This is a genomic window from Sorangium sp. So ce1014 (assembly GCF_051521505.1).
Lineage (GTDB): Bacteria > Myxococcota_A > Polyangia > Polyangiales > Polyangiaceae > Sorangium.
On sequence record NZ_CP150356.1, the window covers coordinates 11,522,216 to 11,542,612 of the forward strand.

The following is a 20,397-nucleotide window of genomic DNA, read 5'->3' on the forward strand; positions in this document are numbered from 1 at the left end:
CCGATCCACGGGCTCGATCTCGCGTGGCCCGGCGGGGGCGGCGCAACCCGGTCACGCTCGAAACACCCTTGAAGAGCCGGCCTCTTTGCTGCCTCCAGCGAGCGTGAGCCCTCAGGCCCCGCCGCCGTCGGTTCGCGCCGTGTCTGCGCTCACCAGGAACGCCTCCGGCGCCATGGCATAGAGCTTCTCCTCTCCCTGCTTGCCCCGGATCCGCACCAGCGCGGGCGTCGCCCCTGCCGGGCTCCCGGCCGCGGCGAACGTCGCCTCATCCATCAGCAGGCCACCGGACTTCGCGTGGGCCTGAATCCGAAACGCGGTGTTCACGCGATCGCCGATGATCGTGAACTCCCGCCTGCCGCTCGACCCGATGCTCGCCAGGAGGACTGGCCCTGTCGAGAGCCCGAGCCGCGTCGGGAAGGCGGGCCGGCCCTGCGAGCGCTGGTGTTCGTTGAAGGCCGCGATGCTCCGCTGGATCCGCTGCGCCGCCGCGAGCGCGTCGGGCGCGCTCCGGAAGAACGCGAGCATGCCGTCGCCCACGTACTTGTCGACCTCGCCCTTGTGGTCGTAGACGACCTGCGCCACCGTCGCCATGTACAGGCTGAGATCCGCGAGCAGCGGCCCCGGATCCTCCTGCTCCGAGAGCCGCACGAACTCCTCGATGTCGCTGACAAGCACCGTCAGCACCTCGCGCGCCGGCGCGCTCGGCCGGTTCGACGACACGCTCTCCTCGATGCTCTCCCACGCCCTGTCGGAGAGGTACCCGCGCAGCGCCGCGTGCATCTGGCGGACCTGCGCGTAGCGGTCCTCGAGCTCCTTGCGCTGCCGATCGAGCTCCCGGCGCTGCCGGTGCAGGAGCAGCTGCGTCCCCACCCGCGCCAGCACCTCGCGCAGCTCGAACGGCTTCGTCACGTAATCGACGCCGCCCGCGTCGAACGCCATCACCTTGTCGCCGATGCCGGTCATCGCGCTCAGGAAGATGACCGGGATGTCCGCCGTCCGAGCGTCCCCCTTCAGCCGCCGGCACACCTCGTAGCCGTCCATGTGGGGCATGCTCACGTCGAGCAGGATGAGGTCCGGCGGCGCCGCCGCCGCCGACATCAGCGCCATCGCGCCGCTGATCGCCGCCCGCACCTCGTACCCCTGCGCCGTCAGCATCGAGGTCAGGAGCGACAGGTTCGCCGGCATGTCGTCCACGATCAGGATGTTGGCGGGCTCGTCCCTGGGGCGCTCCGGCCGCGCGCCCGAGGCCGTCCCGCGAGGTGCTGGCTTTGCGTCGGTGTCCGTCATGACGGCTCCTCCTCGTCAGCGCTCGATAGCGCCAAGATGCTGTCGAAGCGATACCCCCGCGCGAGCTCGGCCACCGCCCCCGCGAGCTCGGCGTCCTCCGGCCGGAACCGGTCGATGGCCGCCTGGACGGCCTTGGCGTCGAGCCGCGTCGCCGCCCGCCGGAGGTCCTTGCGCAGCGACGCGGGCAGCCCGGCCGCCGCGCGCGCGAGGTCGACCGCCGGCGCCGCGGGCGCGGGCCGCCGCTCCGCGGGGCGATCCTCGTGGTCGAAGCGGGCCCCGAGGTGCTTCGTCAGGAGGTCGAAGATGTCCGCGTCGCGGAACGGCTTGCTCAGGAAATCGTCGCACCCGGCCTCCGCCGCGAGCGACCGGTTCTGCTCGAACGCGCTCGCGGTCATCGCGACGACGACCGTCTCCCGCCCCCGCGGGCTCGACTTGATGCGGGTCGCCGTCTCGTAGCCGTCGAGCAGCGGCATGCGGAGGTCGAGCAGGACGAGGTGCGGCGCCCACGTCTCCCACTGGGCCACGGCGCCGAGCCCGTTTGTCGCGCTGCGCACCTCGACGCCCACCGAGTCGAGCAGCTTCAGCAGGCAGTGGCGCACGTCCCACCGGTCGTCGACCACGAGCACGCGGTACCTCGGCTGGCCCGGCGAGAGCCCCACGACCCGCCGCGCCGGCGGGCGGCGCGCCGCGCCGCCGGATCGCGCGTCGCCCTCGTCGGCCAGCGTGAGGCGCACGTCGAAGCGGAGCGTCGTCCCGCGGCCGAGCTGGCTCTCGACCTGCATGTCGCCCCCCATCACCCGCACGATGCGCCGGCTGATGTGCAGGCCGAGGCCGGTGCCCTCGCCGGACCGCCGCCCGGCCGCGGTCTGCGCGAACGCCTCGAAGAGCTCCTCGATCTCCTCCCTGGCCATGCCCCGGCCGGTGTCGATCACCTCGAACGACACCCGCGTCGGCGCCGCCGCCGCGCCGTCGGGCGCGCCGGTCCCGCGCCTCGCCCACGCGCGCAGCGTCACCGAGCCCCGGGGCGTGAACTTGAGCGCGTTGCCGAGCAGGTTGATGAGCACCTGCCGGAGCTTCCCCTCGTCGCCGTGGACGTGCTGCGGCACGTCCTGCTCGCGCTCCACGGTGAGCGTGAGCCCTCGCTTCTGCGCCTCGACAGCGAACATCTCCGAGAGCCCCGAGAGCATGGCGTGGAGGTCGAAGTCGGCGTCGGCGAGCGTCATCCGGCCGGCCTCGATCTTCGCCATCTCGAGGATGTCGTTCACGAGGCCGAGCAGGTGCTCGCCGCTCTTGCAGATGACCGCGAGGTTCTCGCGGTGCCGGTCGCCGAGCGAGAGGTCGCGCTCCATGAGCTGCGCGAAGCCGAGGATCGAGTTGAGCGGCGTCCTGAGCTCGTGGCTCATGTTGGCGAGGAACGCGCTCTTCGCCCGGCTCGCCGCCTCGGCCTCCGCCCGCGCCCTGCGCGCCTCCTCCTCGGCCCGCCGCGCCTCGACGAGCTCCTCGCCGAGCCGCAGCTCCGCGGCGCGGCTCACCGCGAGCTCCTCGGCCTTGCGATCGAGCTCGCGCTCGCGGGCGAGGAGCCGCCGGCGGACCGCCCAGAGGGCGATCACTACGAGGGTCCCGACGACCACCGAGGCGGAGATCCCGACCAGCTGCATGCGATAAGCCCCCACCCACCTGCTGCGCGGCGGGATGGACCGGAGCGCCGATCCCGTCCGAAGGCGAAGCTCAGCGTACAGGAGTTCGGGACAGGGCGTGGGGCCCGCGTTCGGCGGCGCCGCGCGGCTCCGCCGACGGGGCGGCTCGCTCGTCAGGCAGACCACGGAATCGTCCCGCCGCGGCGCGGCGCGGTGGTCGCTGCGGCTGCGACCCGGGTGTACCTGCTCACGCGCCGCCGGCGCTACCGCGCGCCGCCGTCGTCCGGCCCCGTCCGCTGCCGCGGCGTGAGGATCGCGTCGGGCGGCGGCGCGGCGGCGTCTCCGCGCGGCGGCGCGCTGCCCTCGAGCGCGGGCGGCTGCGGCGCGGGCGGCTCCCTGGGCGAGAGCGACGGCTGGCGCAGGCCGCGCAGCGAGGCGAGCCGGTCGACGAGGGCGCCGGCCTCCTCGGCCGACAGCCTGACGCGGGCGTGGAGCGCCTTGCCCTCGGCGGCGATCGCGATGCGCTCGAGCACGCCCCCGAGGCCGAGGAGCCGCGTCGCGAGGTCCTCCGCGCGCGCGTCGCGGGCGGCGCTCAGCTGTGCGCCGAGCTCGGCGCAGGGGGCCTCGGCGTCGCAGAGGACGGCGCCGTGGACGGCGATCTCGGGGCCGAGCGCGACGGTGGCGCCGCCGGAGACGATCGACGCCGCGGGCGACCGGCCGGCGCCGCTCAGCGCGAGCTCGCGCCCGAGCTCGGCGCGCTGCTCGGGCGTGAGGACCACGGTGACGCGCGCCGCGCCCTCGCCCACCGCGCGGGCGATGGCGTCGTGCGCGGCGCTCGCGCCGACGGCCGCCGCGCGCCCGTCGGCCGCGTCGACCATGGCGCGCAGGTACGCGCCGCCGCCGAGCAGGATCGGCCCGCCGGGGCGCACGGCGATCTCGCCGCGGCCCTCGGCGCTCGCGTCCCGCACCGCGCGGAAGCTGCCGAGCGCGGCGACGACGGGCTGCCCGCCGCGGGCCTCGATCACCTTCGAGGCGCACGCGAGCAGCGCCTCGTCCTGCACGGCGCCGGCCGCGACGAGCCCGAAGTCGCCGGGATCGCCCGCCGCCGGGATGGCGATGGCGACCTCCGTGAGCCCGGCCATCGGGTCGAAGCCGCACACGTCGCGCACCTTGCCGAGCCCCGGGATCTCGCGCTCCTCGCGCAGGAACGAGGCGAACGCGGGCGAGGCGCGCAGCGCCGGCAGATCGAGCGTCGCGACGAGCAGCGCGCCCGCCGGTACGGCGTCGAGCGCGCGGGGCGCGGCGGGGGGGCTCTCCTGCCGCCGGCCGACGAGCCAGGCGAGCCCGCCGCCGAGCAGGACCCCGGCGAGCAGGAGGACGAGGCCGTCTCTGGTCCGCGTCTGCACGCGCGACCCGTTAGCACACGGGTGCCGCGGGCGCCCCGGTGCGCGGCGGCCACGCTCCCGTGCGCGGCGGCTACGCTCCGCTGCGCGGCCGCGGCGACCAGCGCGTCCCGTGGACGACGTCGAACAAGGGCACGGTCACGTTGAAATTCCAGCGCTTCATGAGCCGCGGGTCGTGGTGCCGCCGGTGGTGCTCGCGGAGCCGCGCGAGCCCCGGGACGCGGTGCACCGGGCTGTCCGGCGGCAGGTGATACGCGAGGTGCATCCACTCGTAGCTGACGAAGAACGCCATCGCCGTCGCGAGCCCGAGCAGCGCCGCGTCCCGCGAGAACACGAGGCCCGCCCCCGCGGCGAGCGGCAGCAGCAGGGCGAGGACCAGGAGCGCCGAGTAGGGCGGCATCAGCACGAGCCAGAGCTCGCGGGCGCTCCGCAGCGCCATGTCGTCGGCGGTGAAGGCGAGGTGGTGCTCGCGCTCGTGCCGCTCGCACAGCCCGCCGAGCAGCGGCGCCCGCCGGTGCAGCACCGACCTGTGCGCCCACCACTCGAAGGCGAAGGCGAGCAGCAGCGTCGCCGGAACCGCGAGGAGCTCGACGGCCTCCACCGCGTCGACGAGCCGCACCGCCGCCGCGAGCGCGAGGGCGCCGAGCGCCGTGGGGGCCGCGAGGTGGAGCGCCGGGGAGTACCCGCGCGGGATCCGCGCCGCGATCTCCGCGCGCCGCGGCGGCCGCGGTGGAGCCGGCTCGTGCACAGCCATCGAAAAACTATGAATTCCAACAAAACAGAACGCAAGCGCCGGCGGGGGCCGCCGGCGAGGGGGCGCGCTCAGCTTTCCTGGCGCTCTTCCGGCGGCTCCGCGCTGTCCTCGGGCGCGCCTCCGTCCGCCGCGGGCGCGTTCCGCTCGAACAGCCCGCCGATGGCCTCGCCGATGCGGCCGATCTTCGGGGCGAGCAGCACCACGATGAGCAGGAAGGCCGCCAGGGCGATCTCGTTGGGGGCAGCGCCGAGCACCATGTGCCGAGGTCTACCACGCTGCGCGCCCTGCGGCGGGAGAGCCGCCGCGCGGGCGGGAACACCCGAGCGGCCGCGAACCCGTTTGACAGCCCGCCTGCGACCGCCGACAGTCCAGGCGAACCGGGGGGCCTGAGTGCTGCTCCGCTGGGCCTCCGCCACGAGATGACCGCCGTGTCCGAGCTCCGCGACGACCACGAAGCCGTGCAGGCGCGCCTGCGCGCGGGCGCCATCCTCGTGGCCGACGGCTCGGCGGAGGGCGCGGCGATCGGCGCGGCGCTGCGGGGCCGGGGCTTCGAGGTGATCGCGGCGCCGATCGACGAGCTCGAGGCGCGCCTCGCGAGCGACGCGCCGCGCGTGGTGATCGTCGACATCGACGAGCCCGGCACCATCGAGGCGCTCGAGCGGCTCTACCTCCGGGCGGGCGGCGTCGCCGCGTCCGTGCTCCTCGTGGGCGATCCGGTCCGCTCGGCGGAGCTCGATCCGCAGCTGTTCGGGCAGGTCTTCGAGCGCCCGGTCGACATCGCCGAGCTCGCCGCGCACGTGAGCGCGGTCGCGGAGCCGGGGCGCTTCCGCGGGGACCCGACCGCCGCGGCGCGCCTGCCGGCGGGCTACCCGGGCGCATTCGACAACGAGGTCCCGTCGAACCCGGACTTCTCCAGCGATCTCGACCGGCTCGACGTCGGCTCGGTGCTGCCGCCGCCGGAGGACGGCGCGGAGGTCGGTCCGCGGCTCCTGCCGGCGCGGATCAGCCCGGAGCTCGAGGAGATCCTCGTCGCCGCCGAGCAGCGGGTCACGGCGAAGGCGCGCCCGTCGAGCATCCCGGCGGCCGAGGAGGACGTCGACCTGATGCTGTCGCCGGAGCTGCTCTCGGCCCTCGACGAGCCGCTCGATCCGGAGGAAGACGAGCCGCGCACCGGCGCGAGCGCGGGCCAGGCGCCGCTGCCCGCCGGCTCGGGCTCGCAGCCGCGGGCCAGCTCCGACCCGTACGGCGCCGCGGCCGCTCCGCACCCGCCGGCCACGCGCGCCGAGACCACCGGGCCGGGCGACCTCCTCGCCGAGCTCGCCGAGCCGGGCGAGGACGAGCACGACGACGAGCTCCACGGTGATGCGTCGCTCGACGCGGCGTACGCGACGAAGCGCGCCGGGCCCGAGCTCGCGGCGTTCTCGATCGACCGGGAGGGGCACCTGCTCGGCAGGGAGGAGCGCGATCACGGCGCCCCCGCGCGCCGGAGCGGCGGGCGCGACGCCGCGCCGCCGACCCCGCGCGACGCGGGCCGGCCCCACGGCTTCGGGTCGCCGCCGCCGCGCGCCGAGGCCGCGTGGGAGCGATCGCCCTCCCCCGCGCCGCGCGAGGAGCCCGCGTGGGACCGCGCGCAGCCGGGCCCCCCGCGCGGCGAGGACCTCGACTGGGTGCGCGCCCCGTCGGGTCGGATCGAGCCGAGCCGCCGCCAGCGCTACACCGAGCCGCCGCCGACCCGGTCGCGCGGCGCCCGCGACCCGCGCGCGCCCGGCTTTCCGCCGTCTCCGCAGCCCGCGCCGGGCGTCGCGTTCCTGTCGCCGCCTTCGGTCGAGGTGAGGACCGCGCTGCTGCCGCCGGGGGGCGGCGGGGCCGAGCCCGAGCCGCTGCCGCCTGGGCCCGCGCCGGTCCGCTCCGCCGCCGCGGGGCGCGCCCCGGTGCCCGCCGGCGGGCCGGCCACGGTGAACGCGGGCACGCTCGGGCGCGGTCTCCTCCCGCCGATCTCGCCCGCCGCGCCGGGCTCGTTCGGCCGCATGCCGCTGTCTGCGCCGTCGTCCATGGCGATCTCCGGCGCAGCCTTCCGTGGGCCGGCGCCGCCCATGCCCCCCATGCCGGCGGTGCCCTCCGCGCCCGCCACGGTCAGCACGGGCGCGCTCGGTCACGCTCCGCCGCCGCAGCTCGACGACGAGGCGCCGATCTCCAGCGGCGCCTCCTCGACCACGGTGCTCGGCCCGGGCGACGCGCCGCGCGCGCTCGCCCGCGCGGTGGGCAGCCGCTCTTCCGGCTCTCTCGCGATCACGACCGAGGAGGGCGCGCGGCGCATCGTCCTGCACGAGGGCGATCTCGTCACGGCCGGCTCGAGCATCCCGGAGGAGACGCTGCTCGCCTTCCTCGTCGGGCGGGGCGACATGGAGCGCGAGGTCGCGATGCGGCTCGCGGGCAAGCTCCCCGCGTCGGGCCGGCACGCCGGCGCGGCGCTCATCGCGCACGGCCACCTCGGCCAGGACGACCTCTGGCCGGTCCTGCGCGCGCACGCCGAGTGGGTCATCGGCCACGTCGTGCTCATCGAGGCCGGCACGTGCGATCTGGAGGCCGAGCCGCCGGGCCGGCTCAAGGCCGAGCCGAACGTCTTCGGCGGCGCGACCGGCGCCGAGGTCTTCGTGGAGACGATCCGCCGTGTGATCGCCCCCGAGGTGGCTCTGCGCCGCCTCGGCGGCCCCGGCGCGCGCCTCGACGACGGGGTCCGGCGCAACCTGCTCGGCGAGTGCGCGCTCCCGCGCGAGGAGGAGGAGCTCGTGCGCACCGCGCGCGGCAGGAGCGTCGGCGAGCTCGTGGGCGCGGCGGAGCCCGAGAACGCGAGCGTCATCTACGCGCTCGTCTGCCTGGAGGTGCTCGACGTCCTCATCCCGCCGTCGATCACCGAGGCGCCGCCCCCGCCGGTCGAGGATCCGCTCGACGAGGAGGCGATCCGGCAGCGCGTCCGGGCGCGGCTCGCGCTGGTGGAGGACGGGGACTATTTCTCGATCCTGGGCATCCCGCGCGACGCGACGAACTACGAGATCCGCCGCGCGTACCTCGCGCTCAGGAAGGCGTTCGAGCCGTCCACCCTGCTCACGGCCGCGACCGTGGACCTGCTCGACGACGTGCGGCTCGTCATCGAGGTGCTCGACGAGGCCTACGAGATCCTGCGCGAGCCGCACCGGCGCGAGCGGTACAGGCGGGCGATCGAGGCGGGACCGCCGTAGTCGGAGGGGCCGAGGCCCGCCCCTTGCAGGCGCCCGCGCTGCAGGAGGCATCATGTCCAAGGCGAACGAGTTCATCGAAGCCCTGCGCCGGATCGAGGAGCGCGGCGACGTCGAGCCCATGGCGCGGCTGTTCGCGCCCAACGCCGAGCTCAGCAACGTGACCATCACGCGCCCGCTCCGCGGCCCGGACGGCGCCCGCGACTTCTGGCGCGGCTACCGCCACACCTTCGGCGAGGTGCAGTCCGATTTCCGGTGCGTCGTCGAGTCCGACAAGTCCTCCGTCCTCGAGTGGAAGAGCCACGGGACGCTCGCGAACGGGGTGGTGTTCTCGTACGAGGGCGTGAGCGTCATCGAGCACCCCGCCGGCGCCATCACGCGGTTCAAGGCGTACTTCGACCCGAGGGCCCTCGGCCTCCAGCTGGAGCACGCGGCATAACGCCACGCCTTCGCGGGAGCGCGTGGCGCGACGCCTCCTTCAGCTCGAGCACGCGGCATAACGCCGCTCGCCGGCCCGCGCGATCGCGTCCACCACGACCTCGCCCTGCTCGACGCCGACGAGCGCCGCGGACCCCTCCTCCAGCTGGCCGCGCAGGATCAGCTCCGCGAGCGGCGCCTCGATGAGCCGCGCGATCGTGCGCTTCATCGGCCGGGCGCCGAGCTCGGGATCGAACCCGCCGGCGTCGAGCAGCGCGTCGATCGCCTCCGGCTCGACCTCGAGCTCCACGCCGCGCGCCTCGAGCTCGCGCTCCAGGCCGCCCAGCAGGCGGCGCGTGATCTCGGCGACGTCCGCCCGCGTGAGCGGCGCGAAGCTGAGGACCTCGTCGATGCGGTTGTAGAGCTCGGGCGGGAGCGTGGCGCGGGCCGCGGCGAGCATCGCCTCGCCGAGGCGCTCGGGCGTCACGGCCGCGGAGGCGCGCGCGAAGCCGACGGAGCGCTCGGAGCGGAGCGCGCCGGCCTCCGCCGCGCCGAGGTTCGAGGTCATCACGAGGACCGTGTTCGTGAAGTCGACCCGACGGCCGCGGCCGTCGGTCATGCGGCCCTCGTCGAAGACCTGAAGGAACGCCTCGAGCACGTCGCGGTGCGCCTTCTCGATCTCGTCGAGCAGCACCACCTGGTACGGCCGCCGCCGCACCGCCTCGGTGAGCTGGCCGCCCGCCTCGTGGCCGACGTAGCCCGGCGGCGCGCCGACCAGGCGCGCGACCGCGTGCGACTCGGCGTACTCGGAGAAATCCAGCCGCGTCATGGCGTCCGGCGAGTGGAACAGCGCCTCGGCGATCGCCTTCGCCGTCTCCGTCTTGCCCACGCCGGTCGGGCCGAGCAAGAGGAACGACCCGATCGGGCGGCGCGCGCGCAGGCCGGCCGCGTTCCGGCGCAGCACCCGGGCGATGCGCGCGAGCACCTCGCCGTGGCCCACGACCCGGTCGGCGAGCAGCGTCTCCAGCGCGAGCATCCGCTCGCGGTCGGTCTCGAGCAGCCGCTCGACCGGGAGATCGGCGAGCTCGGCGACCACCTCGGCGACCTCGGCGGGCCCCACCTGCCGCGCGGGCTCGCGGAGCTGGGCGCGGGCGCTCGCGGGCGCCTGCGCGCGCCGGCGGGTGCGCGCGCCCGCGAGGTCGAGGATCGAGAGCGCCTTGTCGGGCAGCGCGCGCCCCGGCAGGTAGCGCACCGACCAGGCGACGGCCGAGGCCAGCGCCTCGTCGGTGAACGCGAGCCCGTGGTGCGCGCCGAGCCCCACCGCGACGCTCTGGAGCAGCAGGAACGCCTCGTCCTCCTCGGGCTCGTCGATCTCGACGATCGTGAAGCGCCGCGCGAGCGCCGGGTCGACCTCGATGCTCTTCCGGTACTCCTCGGGCGTGGCGGTGCCGATCAGCGTGAGCTCGCTGCGGGCGAGCGCGAGCTTGAGCTCGGCCATCGCCTCGTCGAGCGCGCCGCTGCCGAACAGCTCCGACATGCCGTCGATGAACAGGATCACCCGCCCGCCCGCCTCGCGGAGCTCCGCCCGCAGCGTGGACAGGCGCTCGCTCAGCGCGCCGCGCGCGCCCGTGCCGGCGAGCAGCTCCGAGGGCACGAGCTCGACGACGATGCGCGGCTCCCGCTCCTCGAACGCGAGCCGGTGCGCGATGCCGCGCGCCACCGAGGTCTTCCCCACGCCCGCCGGGCCGAGGAGGCAAGGGTTGTTCGCGCTGCGCTTGGCCAGCACGTCGAGCGCCTGCTCGATCTCGCGCTCGCGCCCGACGATCGGCTCGAGCTCCCCCTGCGCCGCCGCGAGCGAGAGGTTGTGGCCGAGCGAGGCGAGGGCCGGAAAGCGCCCACGGTCGAGGGTGAAGCGCGCCGCGACGGCGCTCGCGGCGGCCGAGAGCGCCGCGACCGGCCGCCCCGCGGGTGAGACGGCCGGGACGACGGCGGGCGAGGCCAGCGCGTCGTCCGCCAGGAGGGAGCGCCGGGGCGCGGGCGCGAGGGCCGCGGCCGGCTCGGCGGGGAGGGGCGCCTCGCCAGCGCCCGGGGCCGCGATGGGCCGGGGGCGTGGCGGCGGGAACAGCGGCACGGTGACGCCCGGGCCGGCGCCCTTCGACGACCGCGGCTCCGGCGCGCCGGCGCTCTTCGACGGCCGCAGCTCCGGCACGGTGACGCCGGCGCTCTTCGACGGCCGCAGCTCCGGCACGGTGACGCCGGCGCCCCTGGCCGGCCGCAGCTCGGCCGGCATGCGCGACGTGCGCTCCGGCCCTTCGCCCTCGCCGCGGGCGCGGCGCGCCGGCGACGCCTTGGCCGGCGCGGCCGGCTTCTCCGGCGCGCCGCCGTCGTGGATCCCCCGCACGGGCGTCCGCCGCGCCTGCACGACGCCGAGCGCGATCTGGAGCGCGGAGGTCCGCAGCCGCGCGAGGTCGACCCCCGACTGCGTGAGCGCCCGGTGCGCGGCCGAGCTGCGGTCGGACAGCAGCGCGAGCAGCAGGTGGAGCGCCGCGGGCTCCTTCGCCGTCGCGCGCTTCGCGACGTCGCGCGCGCCCCCCATCGCCCGGCCGATCGGGTCGGGCCCCTCGTCGTCGACCGATCGGGTCGCCTTGAGCAGGGCCTCGTCGTCGAGCCGCCGATCGCGGAGCAGGTCCGCGGCCGGGCCTCCGCTCATGGCGATGGCCGCGAGGAGGTGCACGCTCGACATGCGCTCCTTGCGCTGGGCGGCGAGGTCCTGCGCGAGCTTGCGCAGCGTCACGAGCTCGGCGTGGGAGCGAGGGCTGGTCATCCTTGCAGAGGTCTCCGATCCCTCGGTTCGCACGCCGGGGGCGGGAGGGCCAAATTTCGGAGCCCCGGGGCCGCGACGCACCCCGGCATCGGGTCGTGGTCAACTTTGCCCAGAGAGAGCCCACATGAAGGCGGGAAGATGGGAAGATGGCAAGATCATTGATCTCTTCTTCCTACCTTCCCGCCTTCATGTTCCAATTTGACCACTACCCCCTTGCGAGCGCGCGATCGGCGATGGGCCCATCCCGAGCCGCGTTGAGCCGACTCGCCGTCTCCCGGCGGGGCCTGACTCAGATGATCAGGATGACATCGATATCGCTGTCCGAAGGGAGCGCGCTCCCCGCGGGCACGTGAGGCGCGTTGGCCGGCGCCAGGCGGAGCGCGCCGCACGACCGCGGCCCCGCGCTCTCGGGCGGAGGTCCGCCGCCCGTCGAGCCGCCGGGCCGCTCGCCGTGCGCGCGCTCGGCGCAGCCGGCGATCGCGGCGCGGACCGCGCGGAAGACGCTCTCCGCGTCGAGCCCGCCGAGCTCCTGAGCCGCCCTGGCGAGGCTGTCGTCGACGCATCGGGCGCACGGCGTCGAGCTGGCCGCGAGCCGCACGACGAGCGTGGTCTCCGGGCAGCCGAGCTCTGCCTTGTTGAAGGGCACGGCGAGCGCCGAGCCCCTGCCCACATCGACGCTGACGAGGACGTTGTCGCCGTCGCGCACCACCAAGGTTTCACGCGGGTGTCGGCCGCTCACGCGCTCTGGAGCTGACTCACGATGGCTTGTGTGGACAAGGATCCACAGGCGATCGGAGCTCGCCTGTCCGCTCTTCTCCACAGCGTCGCTGGTGCGGCCTTCTGCCATTCGTTCGCCCTCCGAGGAGGCGAACCTATCGCCGCCGGAGGCGGACGGCGATGGGCCTTCCGGACAGACAATGTCCTCACCCGCGGGTCCGCCGGGGACGCCGCTGCGCCCGCGTGAACACGGCCGATCCGCCGTGAACGCGGCCGATCCCCCGGGGGCTCGCTGCGTCCGTTGCGCCATCCGGCGCGAGGCGGTAAGCACAACCACCGAGCGGAGGGCGAAGCGTGGATGAGCCGGAGCGACGCGACGAGGACCCGGAGCAGGGCGCGGGCGAAGGCGGAACCGACCGCGCGTCGTTCGGCATCCTGTTCCTCGCGGCGGCGTTCGCGCTCGCGCTCCTGCTGACCGTGGTGGGGCTCCTGGCGTTCGCGGCGATGAGCCCGCGGTCGCCGGCGCCGGCCGAGCTGCGCGGCGAGCGGGCCGGCGTCGATCCCGTGCTGCACGGCGGCGCTTCACCGGCGGCCTGAGGGGGCGCGAGCGCGGCGCCGAGCTCGATCGGTGCGTGGGCTCGCTCCTGCCGTGCGAGCTCGGCAGGTGAGCGGAGACGCTAGCCGCAGGTCTTCTGGACGATGCCGATCAGCGCCCCGAAATCGACGGGCTTCTTCAGGTAGGCCGTGCCCTCGGGCGGGACGTCGTGGCCGGAGACGATGGTCACCGGGATGGCCGCGAGCGCATGCACCTGCTTCAAGGCGGCGAGCATCTCCTCGCCGGTCATCACCGGCATCATCAGGTCGAGGAGAATGAGCCCGGGCGGCGGGTCTGCCTCGTGCAGCAGATCGAGCGCCTCCTTGCCGTTGCTGGCGCAGTAGACATCGTAGCCGGAGGCTTCGAGCATCTCGCGGAGCATCTCGCGGAGCTCGGCGTCGTCGTCGACCAGGAGGACGGGCGCGCGCGGATTCGGGGGAATCGGCGTCAGGCGCGGCGCGCCGGGCCCGTCGGTTGGCCGTGGTTCAGTCATTTCTGTCACCTCTCCCAGACTGCACAAGCATGCCGAAGCGATAGCAGGCGCAGGCCGCGCACGCATTGCATGCTCTCAGCATCTCCGGATCTTCTCCGGGATCCATGGTTCCGGGCTGCGCGAGGCGGCGCCGGCTCCGCGCCCGAGCCGGGGGCGAGGGACGTGGCTGGAGCACGGGCGCCGCGAGCGAAGCCATGCGAAGCGCCGAGGGTTACGGGAGTTGCGCCGCGGGTCAAGCCTCTCGGCTCGCCCGAACCGACACGGCGTCCGTCCCGCCGCCGCCGCCGCCGCCGCCGCCGCCGCCGCCGCGCCCGCCGCCCTCCTCGCCACCCTCGCCGTCCGCGCCCTCCACGGCGCCGGACCGGAACCCGAGCGCGCGCGCCTGGGCGGGGCCCGTGTGGCGACGGCGCCAGACCACCGCGTCGAGCAGGTAGTGGGTCGCCTGCGGGAGCGCGAGCAGCGGCACGAGCAGCGCCCGCGCGCGGGGGCCGAGGAGCGGCTCGTCCACGGCGCCGCCGAAGAGCTCCGGCTGGTCGTGCCAGACGAGCCGATCCCAGAGCATCTCCTCGGCGAACGCGAGCGCCAGCGCGAACCCGAGGAAGGCGAGGAGCCCGCCGGCGACGAGCCGCGCGAGCAGCGAGCGGGGCGCCTCGCGGGCCCGCTCCCGCGCGTACGCGAAGACGAGCGCCATGTACGGCACCCCGTGGACGATCACGTTCGTGACCGTGAACTGGAAGTCGCTGTCGGTCGCGACGATGCCGACGTACCAGGTCGCCGCGGTCGTCGCGACGACCACGTGCTTGCCGAGGTTGAGCGGCGCGCGCGCGACGCAGGCCCGCTGGATCGCGCGGGCGACGTACGCGACGGCGAGCGCGGCGTACACCGCGCCGAGCGGGCCCACCGCGCCGGCGAGCCGCGGGGAGCTCACGAAGTCGCCGTCCACGAACCACCGGAACGCGCGCGGCGGGTGCGCGTGCCAGTAGAGGAGCGGCCACCCGGTCGCCGCGTAGATGAGCGCGTCGTCGAGGAGGCGATCGACGCGCGAGCGCTCGCCCGCGAGCGCTCGGTAGATGGCGACCCACCCGACCTGCTGGCGCACGAAGTGGATCACGGCGGCGTAGGCGAGCGCGCGCCAGAACGTCAGCTCGGAGGCGAGGTGCAGCGCGACGCCGGCGGCGTAGCAGGCGAGCGGCGCGGCGGCGTAGAGCGCCGGGTGGCGGCGGAGCTCCTCGGGATCGAGGTACGTGCGGAAGAGCGTCGTGTGCACGTGAGCCACGTCGACGCCGACCACGAAGAGCAGGAAGCCCCAGGTCGGGAGCGCGCCCCCCGAGGAGAGCGCCGCGAGGGCGAGCGCGACCGCCGCGGAGCCGCCGAACACCGCGAGGTCGACGCCGCGGCCCCACAGGAAGGCGCCGCGGGCCGCGCCGCGCCGCCCGGCCGGCAGCGCGCCGAGGAGGTCGGGCCCGGCCGTGGCCAACGCCGAGACCCGCGCGTCAGCCGTGGATGGCCGCCGAGATGATCCAGGCGAGGCCCAGGATCACCGAGCCGATCACGATCGCGAGCGCCGTGTTCTGGTCCTCCTCGATCTCCTTGCGGATGGAGAACGGGGTCAGCTTCGTGATCAGCATGAACGCCAGCAGGAAGACGAGCAGCCCCACTGCGACGAAGACGAGCGTTCCGATCACGGCTTTCATCAAGTTTTGAACGTCGGGCATCGGCGGTTCTCTCTGAGCTCGGGGCGGCGCGCGGCGCGCGCTCGTGACCTCGGGAGCTGCGGCGTGAGCCTACGCGAGACCGCCGACCGCGTGAAGCGCGGTCGCCGCGCCGCGCGGCGGGCGCGCCCGGCCGGCGACGTGCTATCGCCCTGCCGTGTCCACGACCGTGAGCCGAACCCTGCTCCGCGGTGCCCTCACGGCCGGGCTCGCGGCGCTCGGCCTGCTGAGCGCAGGCGCGCCCCGTCCCGCCGTCGCCGCGCCGCCGTCCGGCAAGCCCGCGCCCGTCGCCGCGCGCCCGCGGCGCGCCGCCGCTGCCGCGCCGAAGGGCGCCGCGGCAGCCCCGGCGGAGGCGCCGATCGCGCTCGCGATCCCCGTCGAGCGGGCCACGCTCCAGAACGGGCTGCGCGTCGTGCTGAGCCCCGACGAGAGCTCGCCCACGGTCGCGGTGGCCGTCACGTACGACGCCGGCTCGCGCGACGAGCCGAGCGGCAGGAGCGGCGTCGCGCGCCTCGTGATGGGCATGATGGCCCGGGGCAGCCGCAACGTGGCCGCGGGCGAGCACCTGCGCCTCGTGGCCGAGCGCGGCGGCGAGCTCCACGCCGAGACGGAGCTCGACCGCACCACCTACGCCGAGACGCTGCCCGCGAACGAGCTCGCGCTGGCGCTGTGGCTCGAGGCCGATCGCATGAGATCGCTCGACCTGAGCGCGCAGGGCTTCGAGGCCCAGCGCAGGGACGCGCAGGAGCGCCGCGGCGCGATCCTCGGCGCCGCCTACGGCCAGGGCGGGATCCGGCTGCGCCAGCTCGCCTTCCAGGGGTACTGGCCCCACGAGCACCCGGCGCTCGGCGACGCGGACGACCTCGCGGGCGCCGAGCTCTCCTGGGCCCGCGACTTCCACGCCGCCCACTACGGCCCGAACCGGGCGGTGCTCGCCATCGCCGGCGGCTTCGACGCCGGCGAGGCCCTGGAGCTCGTGCACAGGTACTTCGACGGCATCCCCGCCGTCTCCGCCGCGCCCTTCAAGGACGTCCCGTTCCCCGAGCAGACGAGCCAGCGCACCGGCGTCGTCAGGGACAGCGCCGCCCGCGCTCCGGCCATCCTCTACGGGTGGGCCGTCCCGCCGCGCGCGCACGCGGATCACCACGCGCTCTCGCTCGCGGCCTTCCTGCTCGGCGCCGGCGACAGCTCGCGCCTCGAGGCGCTCCTCGTCGGCGACAAGGCCGTCGCGCGGTCGGTGCGGGTCGCGATGGGCGGCCACCGCGGGCCCGATCTCTTCTCCATCGACGTGCGGCTCGCCGAGGACGCCCGGGTCGGCGACGTCGAGAAGCTGATCGAGGGCGAGATCCGGTCGCTCGGGGCGGCGGGGCCGCCTCCGGCCGAGCTGACGAAGGCGCGCCGGCTGCTCCAGTCGGCGTTCGTGTCGGGCCTCGCGGGCGCGAGCGCGCGCGCGAGGGCGCTCGCCGAGCACGAGCTCCTCTTCGGGGACGCCGCCCACCTGAACGGGGAGCTCGCCCGCTACTTCGCGGTGACCCGGGAGGACGTGCAGCGCGTCGTGCGCGATCACCTCGGCCCGACGCGCCGGACCATCGTGGAGATCTACCCCCCCACCATCCCGGGAGCCGCCCCGCCGCCGCGGGCGCCCAGGCGCGCGCCGGCCGGCGCGCAGCGGGCCGCGCCGGGCAAGGGCCAGGAGAAAGCCGCGCCGGGCAAGGGGGAGGCGAAGCCGCGCGGCGCGGCGGCCCGGCCCGCGGCGAAGAAGAAGCCGGCGAAGACGGCGAAACCCAGGAAGAAGTGACGTCATGAGCGAGCGAAGCAACCGACGCGAACGGCGCGGGCGACGGACGGCGCGCCCCTGGCTCTCCTGGACGGCGGCGCTCGCGGCGGCCGTTGTGTGCGGCTGCGCTCCCGCCGGGCGCGCGCCGCGCCCGCCCGCGCAGGCGGCCGCGCCGGCGAACGACGCGAAGGTGGCGCCGCCGCCCGAGGTCGCGCGCCGCGAGCCGCCTCCGCCGTCCGGCCCCGCGCGTCCCGCGCGCATGCCCGCGATCACCTGGGCCGAGCTCCCGGGCGGCCTGAGCGTCGCCACGGCCGTGAACCGCGCGCTGCCGCTGGTGGAGGTCCGGGTGGTCGTGCACGGCGGGTCCGCGGCCGACGGCGAGCGCACGGGGCTCGCGGCGCTCACCGGCGAGCTCCTCCTGCGCGGCGGCGCCGGCAACCTCCCCGGCCGCGAGGTGCTCGCGCGCCTCGAGTCGCTCGGCGCCTCCCTCGCGGTGGACACCGGCCTCGACGCGACGGTGATCGGCCTGCGCGCGCCCCGCGATCGCCTCGCCGAGGCGATCGCGCTGCTCGGGCTCGTCGTGCAGCGGCCGCGCCTCGACGCCGCGGAGCTCGCCAAGCTGAAGGCCCGCGCCGCCGAGGCGGCGAGGGACCGCGCCCACACGGACGGGCGCTGGGGCGCGATGATGATCCTCTTCCGCGACCTCTACGCGCTCCCGACCGAGCTGCACCCTTACGCCTCGTTCGGCGCGACCGCGGCGGAGCTCCCGAAGATCACCGCCGCCGACTGCCGCGCCTTCCACGCCGCGTGGTACGTCCCGAAGAACACCGTGGTCGTCGTGGCGGGCGACACGACGCCCGAGGCCGCGCGCGCCGCCGTCGAGAAGGCCTTCGCCGACCGGCGCGAAGGCGAGCCTCCGGCGCTCTCGTTCACCGAGCCGATGCCCCCGAGGTCGCTCAAGCTCACGGTCATCGATCGCCCGAAGAGCGCGGAGAGCGAGCTCTTCCTCGGCGTCCTCGGCCCCGAGCGCGGCGCCCCGGAGTGGCCCGCGCTCGCGGTCGCGGGCCAGGTGCTCGGCGGCCCCTCGGGGCGCTTCTCGCACGACCTCCTCGAGCCGCGCGGCGCGGCGCGCGCGGCGTCCGCGACGACGCTCGACGTCGCGCACGGCCCGGTCCCGCTCCTGGCCCACGCGAGCGTTCCGGCGGCGCGCGCGGGCCTCGCCGCCCAGGCGATGCTCGAGCACGCCGAGCGGCTCGCGGCCACGGCGCCGTCGCAGGAGGAGGTCGACGCGGCGGCGCGGCGGCTCGCGGGCGGCCTCGGCCTCGGCATCGAGACGGCCGCGGGGCTCGCGGACGAGATCGCGAGGCTGCAGGTGCTCGACCTGCCGGACGACCATCACGACGGCTACCGCAAGGAGCTCCGGGACATGACGCCGGCCCTCGCCGGCAAGGTCGCGGCGGATCACGTGCGGCCGTCGCGCGCCGCGCTCGTCGCCGTGGGCGACGCCGAGGTGATCGGCCCGATGCTGAGCCGCTTCGGCGACGTCAAGGTGGTCGACCCGACCCGCGCCTTCGAGCGGAAGCGCACGATCCCGCGGGACTCGAGCGCCTCGTCCGCTCCGGGGCAGGCCCCGGCGCGGGAGCAGCCGTGACCGCCGCCGGGCGTTGCGGGCGGCCGCGCGCTCCTCGGGGCAGGCGCGCTCCGCGGGCGGCGTTTGCCCTGGCGCTCGCGGCGGGGCTCGCGGCCGCGTCTTTCCCGGGCCGCACGGGGGCGCAGCCGAGGCCTGCGCCGGTGGCCGCCGCGAAGGCGGGGCCGAGGCTGCCTGCGGGGCAGCTCGACGGCGCGACCTACGACTACGAGCGCCCGCCTGCCCCGGCGAGCGGCGCGGCCTCGCAGGGCGCAGCGCAGGCCGGGGCTGCCGCGAACGCGGTGCCGCCGGAGCAGCGCTGGCTGGGCCGGGCGTTCGTGCACCGCCTGGCGGCCGCCGACCCCGCGCGGCCGCTGCCGATCCTCGTGTTCCTGCACGGCACCAACGCGGCGCAGATCAAGTACCGCTGGATGGGGGGCGGCCAGGAGGGCGACGTCCGCCGGATCGCGGCGGAGCTCATGGAGGCGGGCCGGATCCCGCCGATGCTTGTCGCGGCGCCGAGCGCCGTGCTCCCGGCGGCCGTGGCGGTGGCGCGGACGAGCTGGCCGGCCTTCGATCTCGACACGTTCCTCGACGCCACCGCCGCGCGGCTGCGCGGCGTCGCGACGCTCGACCGCACGCGCGTCGTCGTCGCGGGCCACTCCGGCGGCGGCTGCAACAGCGCGGGCGGCATCGCGACCGCCCTGCGCGCGTCCACGCCCGTGCACGCGGCGCTCGTTGTCGACACGTGCATGGATGTCGACATCGCGCTGCCCCTCGCGCGGTCGTCGCCGACCACGCATGTCGTCGTGTCGTGGCAGACGATGACCTGGGCCAGGCGTCCCATCAGCGACTTCCGCCGCGCCTTCCAGAGCGGCGTCGAGGCGCACCCTGCCGCGCCCGGCGTGCTCCGCGAGCTCGAGCAGCTCCAGCCGACGGAGCCCATGCCGCACGACGCCATGGTGCCCCTGGTGCTGCGGCGGTGGTTGCCGCCGCTGCTCTCGCCGGACGCCGCGCCGAGCGTCCCCTGCGTCTCGCCGTGACCGCCCCGGGGCACGGCGCCTCGTGCGCCGTGCCCGCGCGACGCGCCGAGGCAGCGACGCGGAAAAAAAAGAGCGCCCGTCCGACGGTGGGGGGGGGAAACCGTCCCTCAGGCGCTCGGTGTCCCGTAGTAGCAGGAGCTGGGCCAGGAGCTTCCTGACGAGACATCGTGAGTTTGCGCAGGTTTCTCGGGGGTCTGGCTTTCGTTTTGGCCGGGGCGGGTTTCGTTGGTGAAGTCCGGCACCTCCGGCGCGCCTGTCGCTTCTGCACGGCGGCGCTCGTCTGGGCGCTACGCGCCTGGTGGTGCCGGGGCTATGCGGGGCGGTAGGGGGTGCCGGGGCCGGCTCCGACGCGGCGCGCCTTGGCCACGCGCCTCGCCTGCTGCCGGATGTGCTCCACGGCCTTCTCGAAGAACGGCTCGGGGGAGGCCTTGCTGACGGTGATCTGGTCTCCGCCGATGAGGACGACGAGGAGGCCTCTGTCGGTCCTGCCCACCGCGAAGAAGTCGACGGTGAACGGCAGCTCGTCCTCGACGGTGAGGGACAGCTGGCACTTCAGGACCTCGCCGACGCCGGGCTGGTTCTCGACGACGAACCGCTGCAGCAGCCCGTTGGCCTGGCCATCGCCGGCGATCCGGTTGAGCGCCCACTTGTCCCTCGGCCAGGCCAGGTGATCCCTGAGCTCGTATATCCAGAGCAAGAGCTCCTCCGCGACCTGGCCGATCGCCGCCTTCGACGCCTCATAGGACAGCTTGATCTGCTCGTATTTCGTCATCGGGACTCCATCGCTCTCCGGCGTGCACGTCGAGGCTACCAGAACGCCGCGCCCCGTCGCGCGCAGATCGGGCCTGTCGACCTCGCCGACGCCGCGTGATCCG

17 protein-coding genes are annotated in these 20,397 nt (G+C 75.7%); 6 read left to right on the forward strand and 11 right to left on the reverse strand.

All coding sequences use genetic code 11. The annotated features are described in order from the left end of the window. Positions 1-111 precede the first annotated feature (111 nt). The 5 genes from WME75_RS43425 to WME75_RS43445 form a co-directional block, all read right to left on the reverse strand. Positions 112-1,287 carry a response regulator gene (locus WME75_RS43425; RefSeq protein ID WP_437483659.1) on the reverse strand — a complete coding sequence of 392 codons (1,176 nt, stop codon included), beginning with the start codon at positions 1,285-1,287 and terminating at the stop codon, positions 112-114. Then, positions 1,284-2,945, reverse strand: a complete 1,662-nt coding sequence (locus WME75_RS43430) for an ATP-binding protein (RefSeq protein ID WP_437483661.1) — start codon at positions 2,943-2,945, stop codon at positions 1,284-1,286. The genes WME75_RS43425 and WME75_RS43430 overlap by 4 nt, the downstream gene beginning before the upstream one ends. Positions 2,946-3,187: 242 nt before the next feature. Then, entirely contained in the window at positions 3,188-4,330 is a 1,143-nt protein-coding gene (locus WME75_RS43435) for a hypothetical protein (RefSeq protein WP_437483663.1), read from the reverse strand. Positions 4,331-4,400: 70 nt separating this feature from the next. Then, positions 4,401-5,081 (reverse strand): sterol desaturase family protein, encoded by a 681-nt coding sequence (locus WME75_RS43440; RefSeq protein ID WP_437483664.1) that lies wholly within the window; start codon positions 5,079-5,081, stop codon positions 4,401-4,403. A 68-nt stretch (positions 5,082-5,149) separates the two neighbouring features. Beyond that, positions 5,150-5,338, reverse strand: a complete 189-nt coding sequence (locus WME75_RS43445; protein ID WP_437483666.1) for a hypothetical protein — start codon at positions 5,336-5,338, stop codon at positions 5,150-5,152. 162 nt (positions 5,339-5,500) lie between these two features. Between WME75_RS43445 and WME75_RS43450 the strand changes: the two genes are divergently transcribed. Next, complete coding sequence (locus tag WME75_RS43450; RefSeq protein ID WP_437483668.1) at positions 5,501-8,320, forward strand: hypothetical protein; 2,820 nt, start codon at positions 5,501-5,503, stop codon at positions 8,318-8,320. 52 nt (positions 8,321-8,372) lie between these two features. Beyond that, positions 8,373-8,756, forward strand: a complete 384-nt coding sequence (locus WME75_RS43455) for a nuclear transport factor 2 family protein (RefSeq protein WP_437483670.1) — start codon at positions 8,373-8,375, stop codon at positions 8,754-8,756. Between the two features lie 39 nt (positions 8,757-8,795). On the opposite strand, the gene WME75_RS43460 is transcribed toward WME75_RS43455, so the two are convergent. Next, positions 8,796-11,558, reverse strand: a complete 2,763-nt coding sequence (locus tag WME75_RS43460; RefSeq protein WP_437483672.1) for an AAA family ATPase — start codon at positions 11,556-11,558, stop codon at positions 8,796-8,798. A 289-nt stretch (positions 11,559-11,847) separates the two neighbouring features. After that, a complete protein-coding gene (locus tag WME75_RS43465) occupies positions 11,848-12,297 on the reverse strand; it encodes a hypothetical protein (protein WP_437483674.1) in 450 nt (149 codons plus the stop codon). Between the two features lie 332 nt (positions 12,298-12,629). Between WME75_RS43465 and WME75_RS43470 the strand changes: the two genes are divergently transcribed. Further along, positions 12,630-12,872, forward strand: a complete 243-nt coding sequence (locus WME75_RS43470; RefSeq protein ID WP_437483676.1) for a hypothetical protein — start codon at positions 12,630-12,632, stop codon at positions 12,870-12,872. An 80-nt stretch (positions 12,873-12,952) separates the two neighbouring features. Here WME75_RS43470 and WME75_RS43475 read toward each other — a convergent pair whose 3' ends face one another. From WME75_RS43475 to WME75_RS43485, 3 genes are all read right to left on the reverse strand, one after another. Continuing rightward, positions 12,953-13,363 carry a response regulator gene (locus WME75_RS43475; protein ID WP_437483678.1) on the reverse strand — a complete coding sequence of 137 codons (411 nt, stop codon included), beginning with the start codon at positions 13,361-13,363 and terminating at the stop codon, positions 12,953-12,955. Between the two features lie 232 nt (positions 13,364-13,595). Beyond that, complete coding sequence (locus tag WME75_RS43480; RefSeq protein ID WP_437483681.1) at positions 13,596-14,840, reverse strand: hypothetical protein; 1,245 nt, start codon at positions 14,838-14,840, stop codon at positions 13,596-13,598. Between the two features lie 16 nt (positions 14,841-14,856). Next, positions 14,857-15,057, reverse strand: coding sequence for a DUF350 domain-containing protein (locus WME75_RS43485; RefSeq protein WP_437483684.1), 201 nt, complete (start codon positions 15,055-15,057; stop codon positions 14,857-14,859). 187 nt (positions 15,058-15,244) lie between these two features. Between WME75_RS43485 and WME75_RS43490 the strand changes: the two genes are divergently transcribed. From WME75_RS43490 to WME75_RS43500, 3 genes are all read left to right on the forward strand, one after another. Continuing rightward, a complete protein-coding gene (locus tag WME75_RS43490; RefSeq protein WP_437483687.1) occupies positions 15,245-16,873 on the forward strand; it encodes a M16 family metallopeptidase in 1,629 nt (542 codons plus the stop codon). A 4-nt stretch (positions 16,874-16,877) separates the two neighbouring features. Next, positions 16,878-18,503: a M16 family metallopeptidase gene (locus WME75_RS43495; RefSeq protein WP_437483689.1), complete on the forward strand. Its 1,626-nt coding sequence runs from the start codon at positions 16,878-16,880 to the stop codon at positions 18,501-18,503. Positions 18,504-18,643: 140 nt separating this feature from the next. Beyond that, positions 18,644-19,522 carry a hypothetical protein gene (locus tag WME75_RS43500; protein WP_437483692.1) on the forward strand — a complete coding sequence of 293 codons (879 nt, stop codon included), beginning with the start codon at positions 18,644-18,646 and terminating at the stop codon, positions 19,520-19,522. Positions 19,523-19,832: 310 nt separating this feature from the next. On the opposite strand, the gene WME75_RS43505 is transcribed toward WME75_RS43500, so the two are convergent. Then, positions 19,833-20,294 carry a hypothetical protein gene (locus tag WME75_RS43505; protein ID WP_437483694.1) on the reverse strand — a complete coding sequence of 154 codons (462 nt, stop codon included), beginning with the start codon at positions 20,292-20,294 and terminating at the stop codon, positions 19,833-19,835. Between the last annotated feature and the right edge of the window lie 103 nt (positions 20,295-20,397).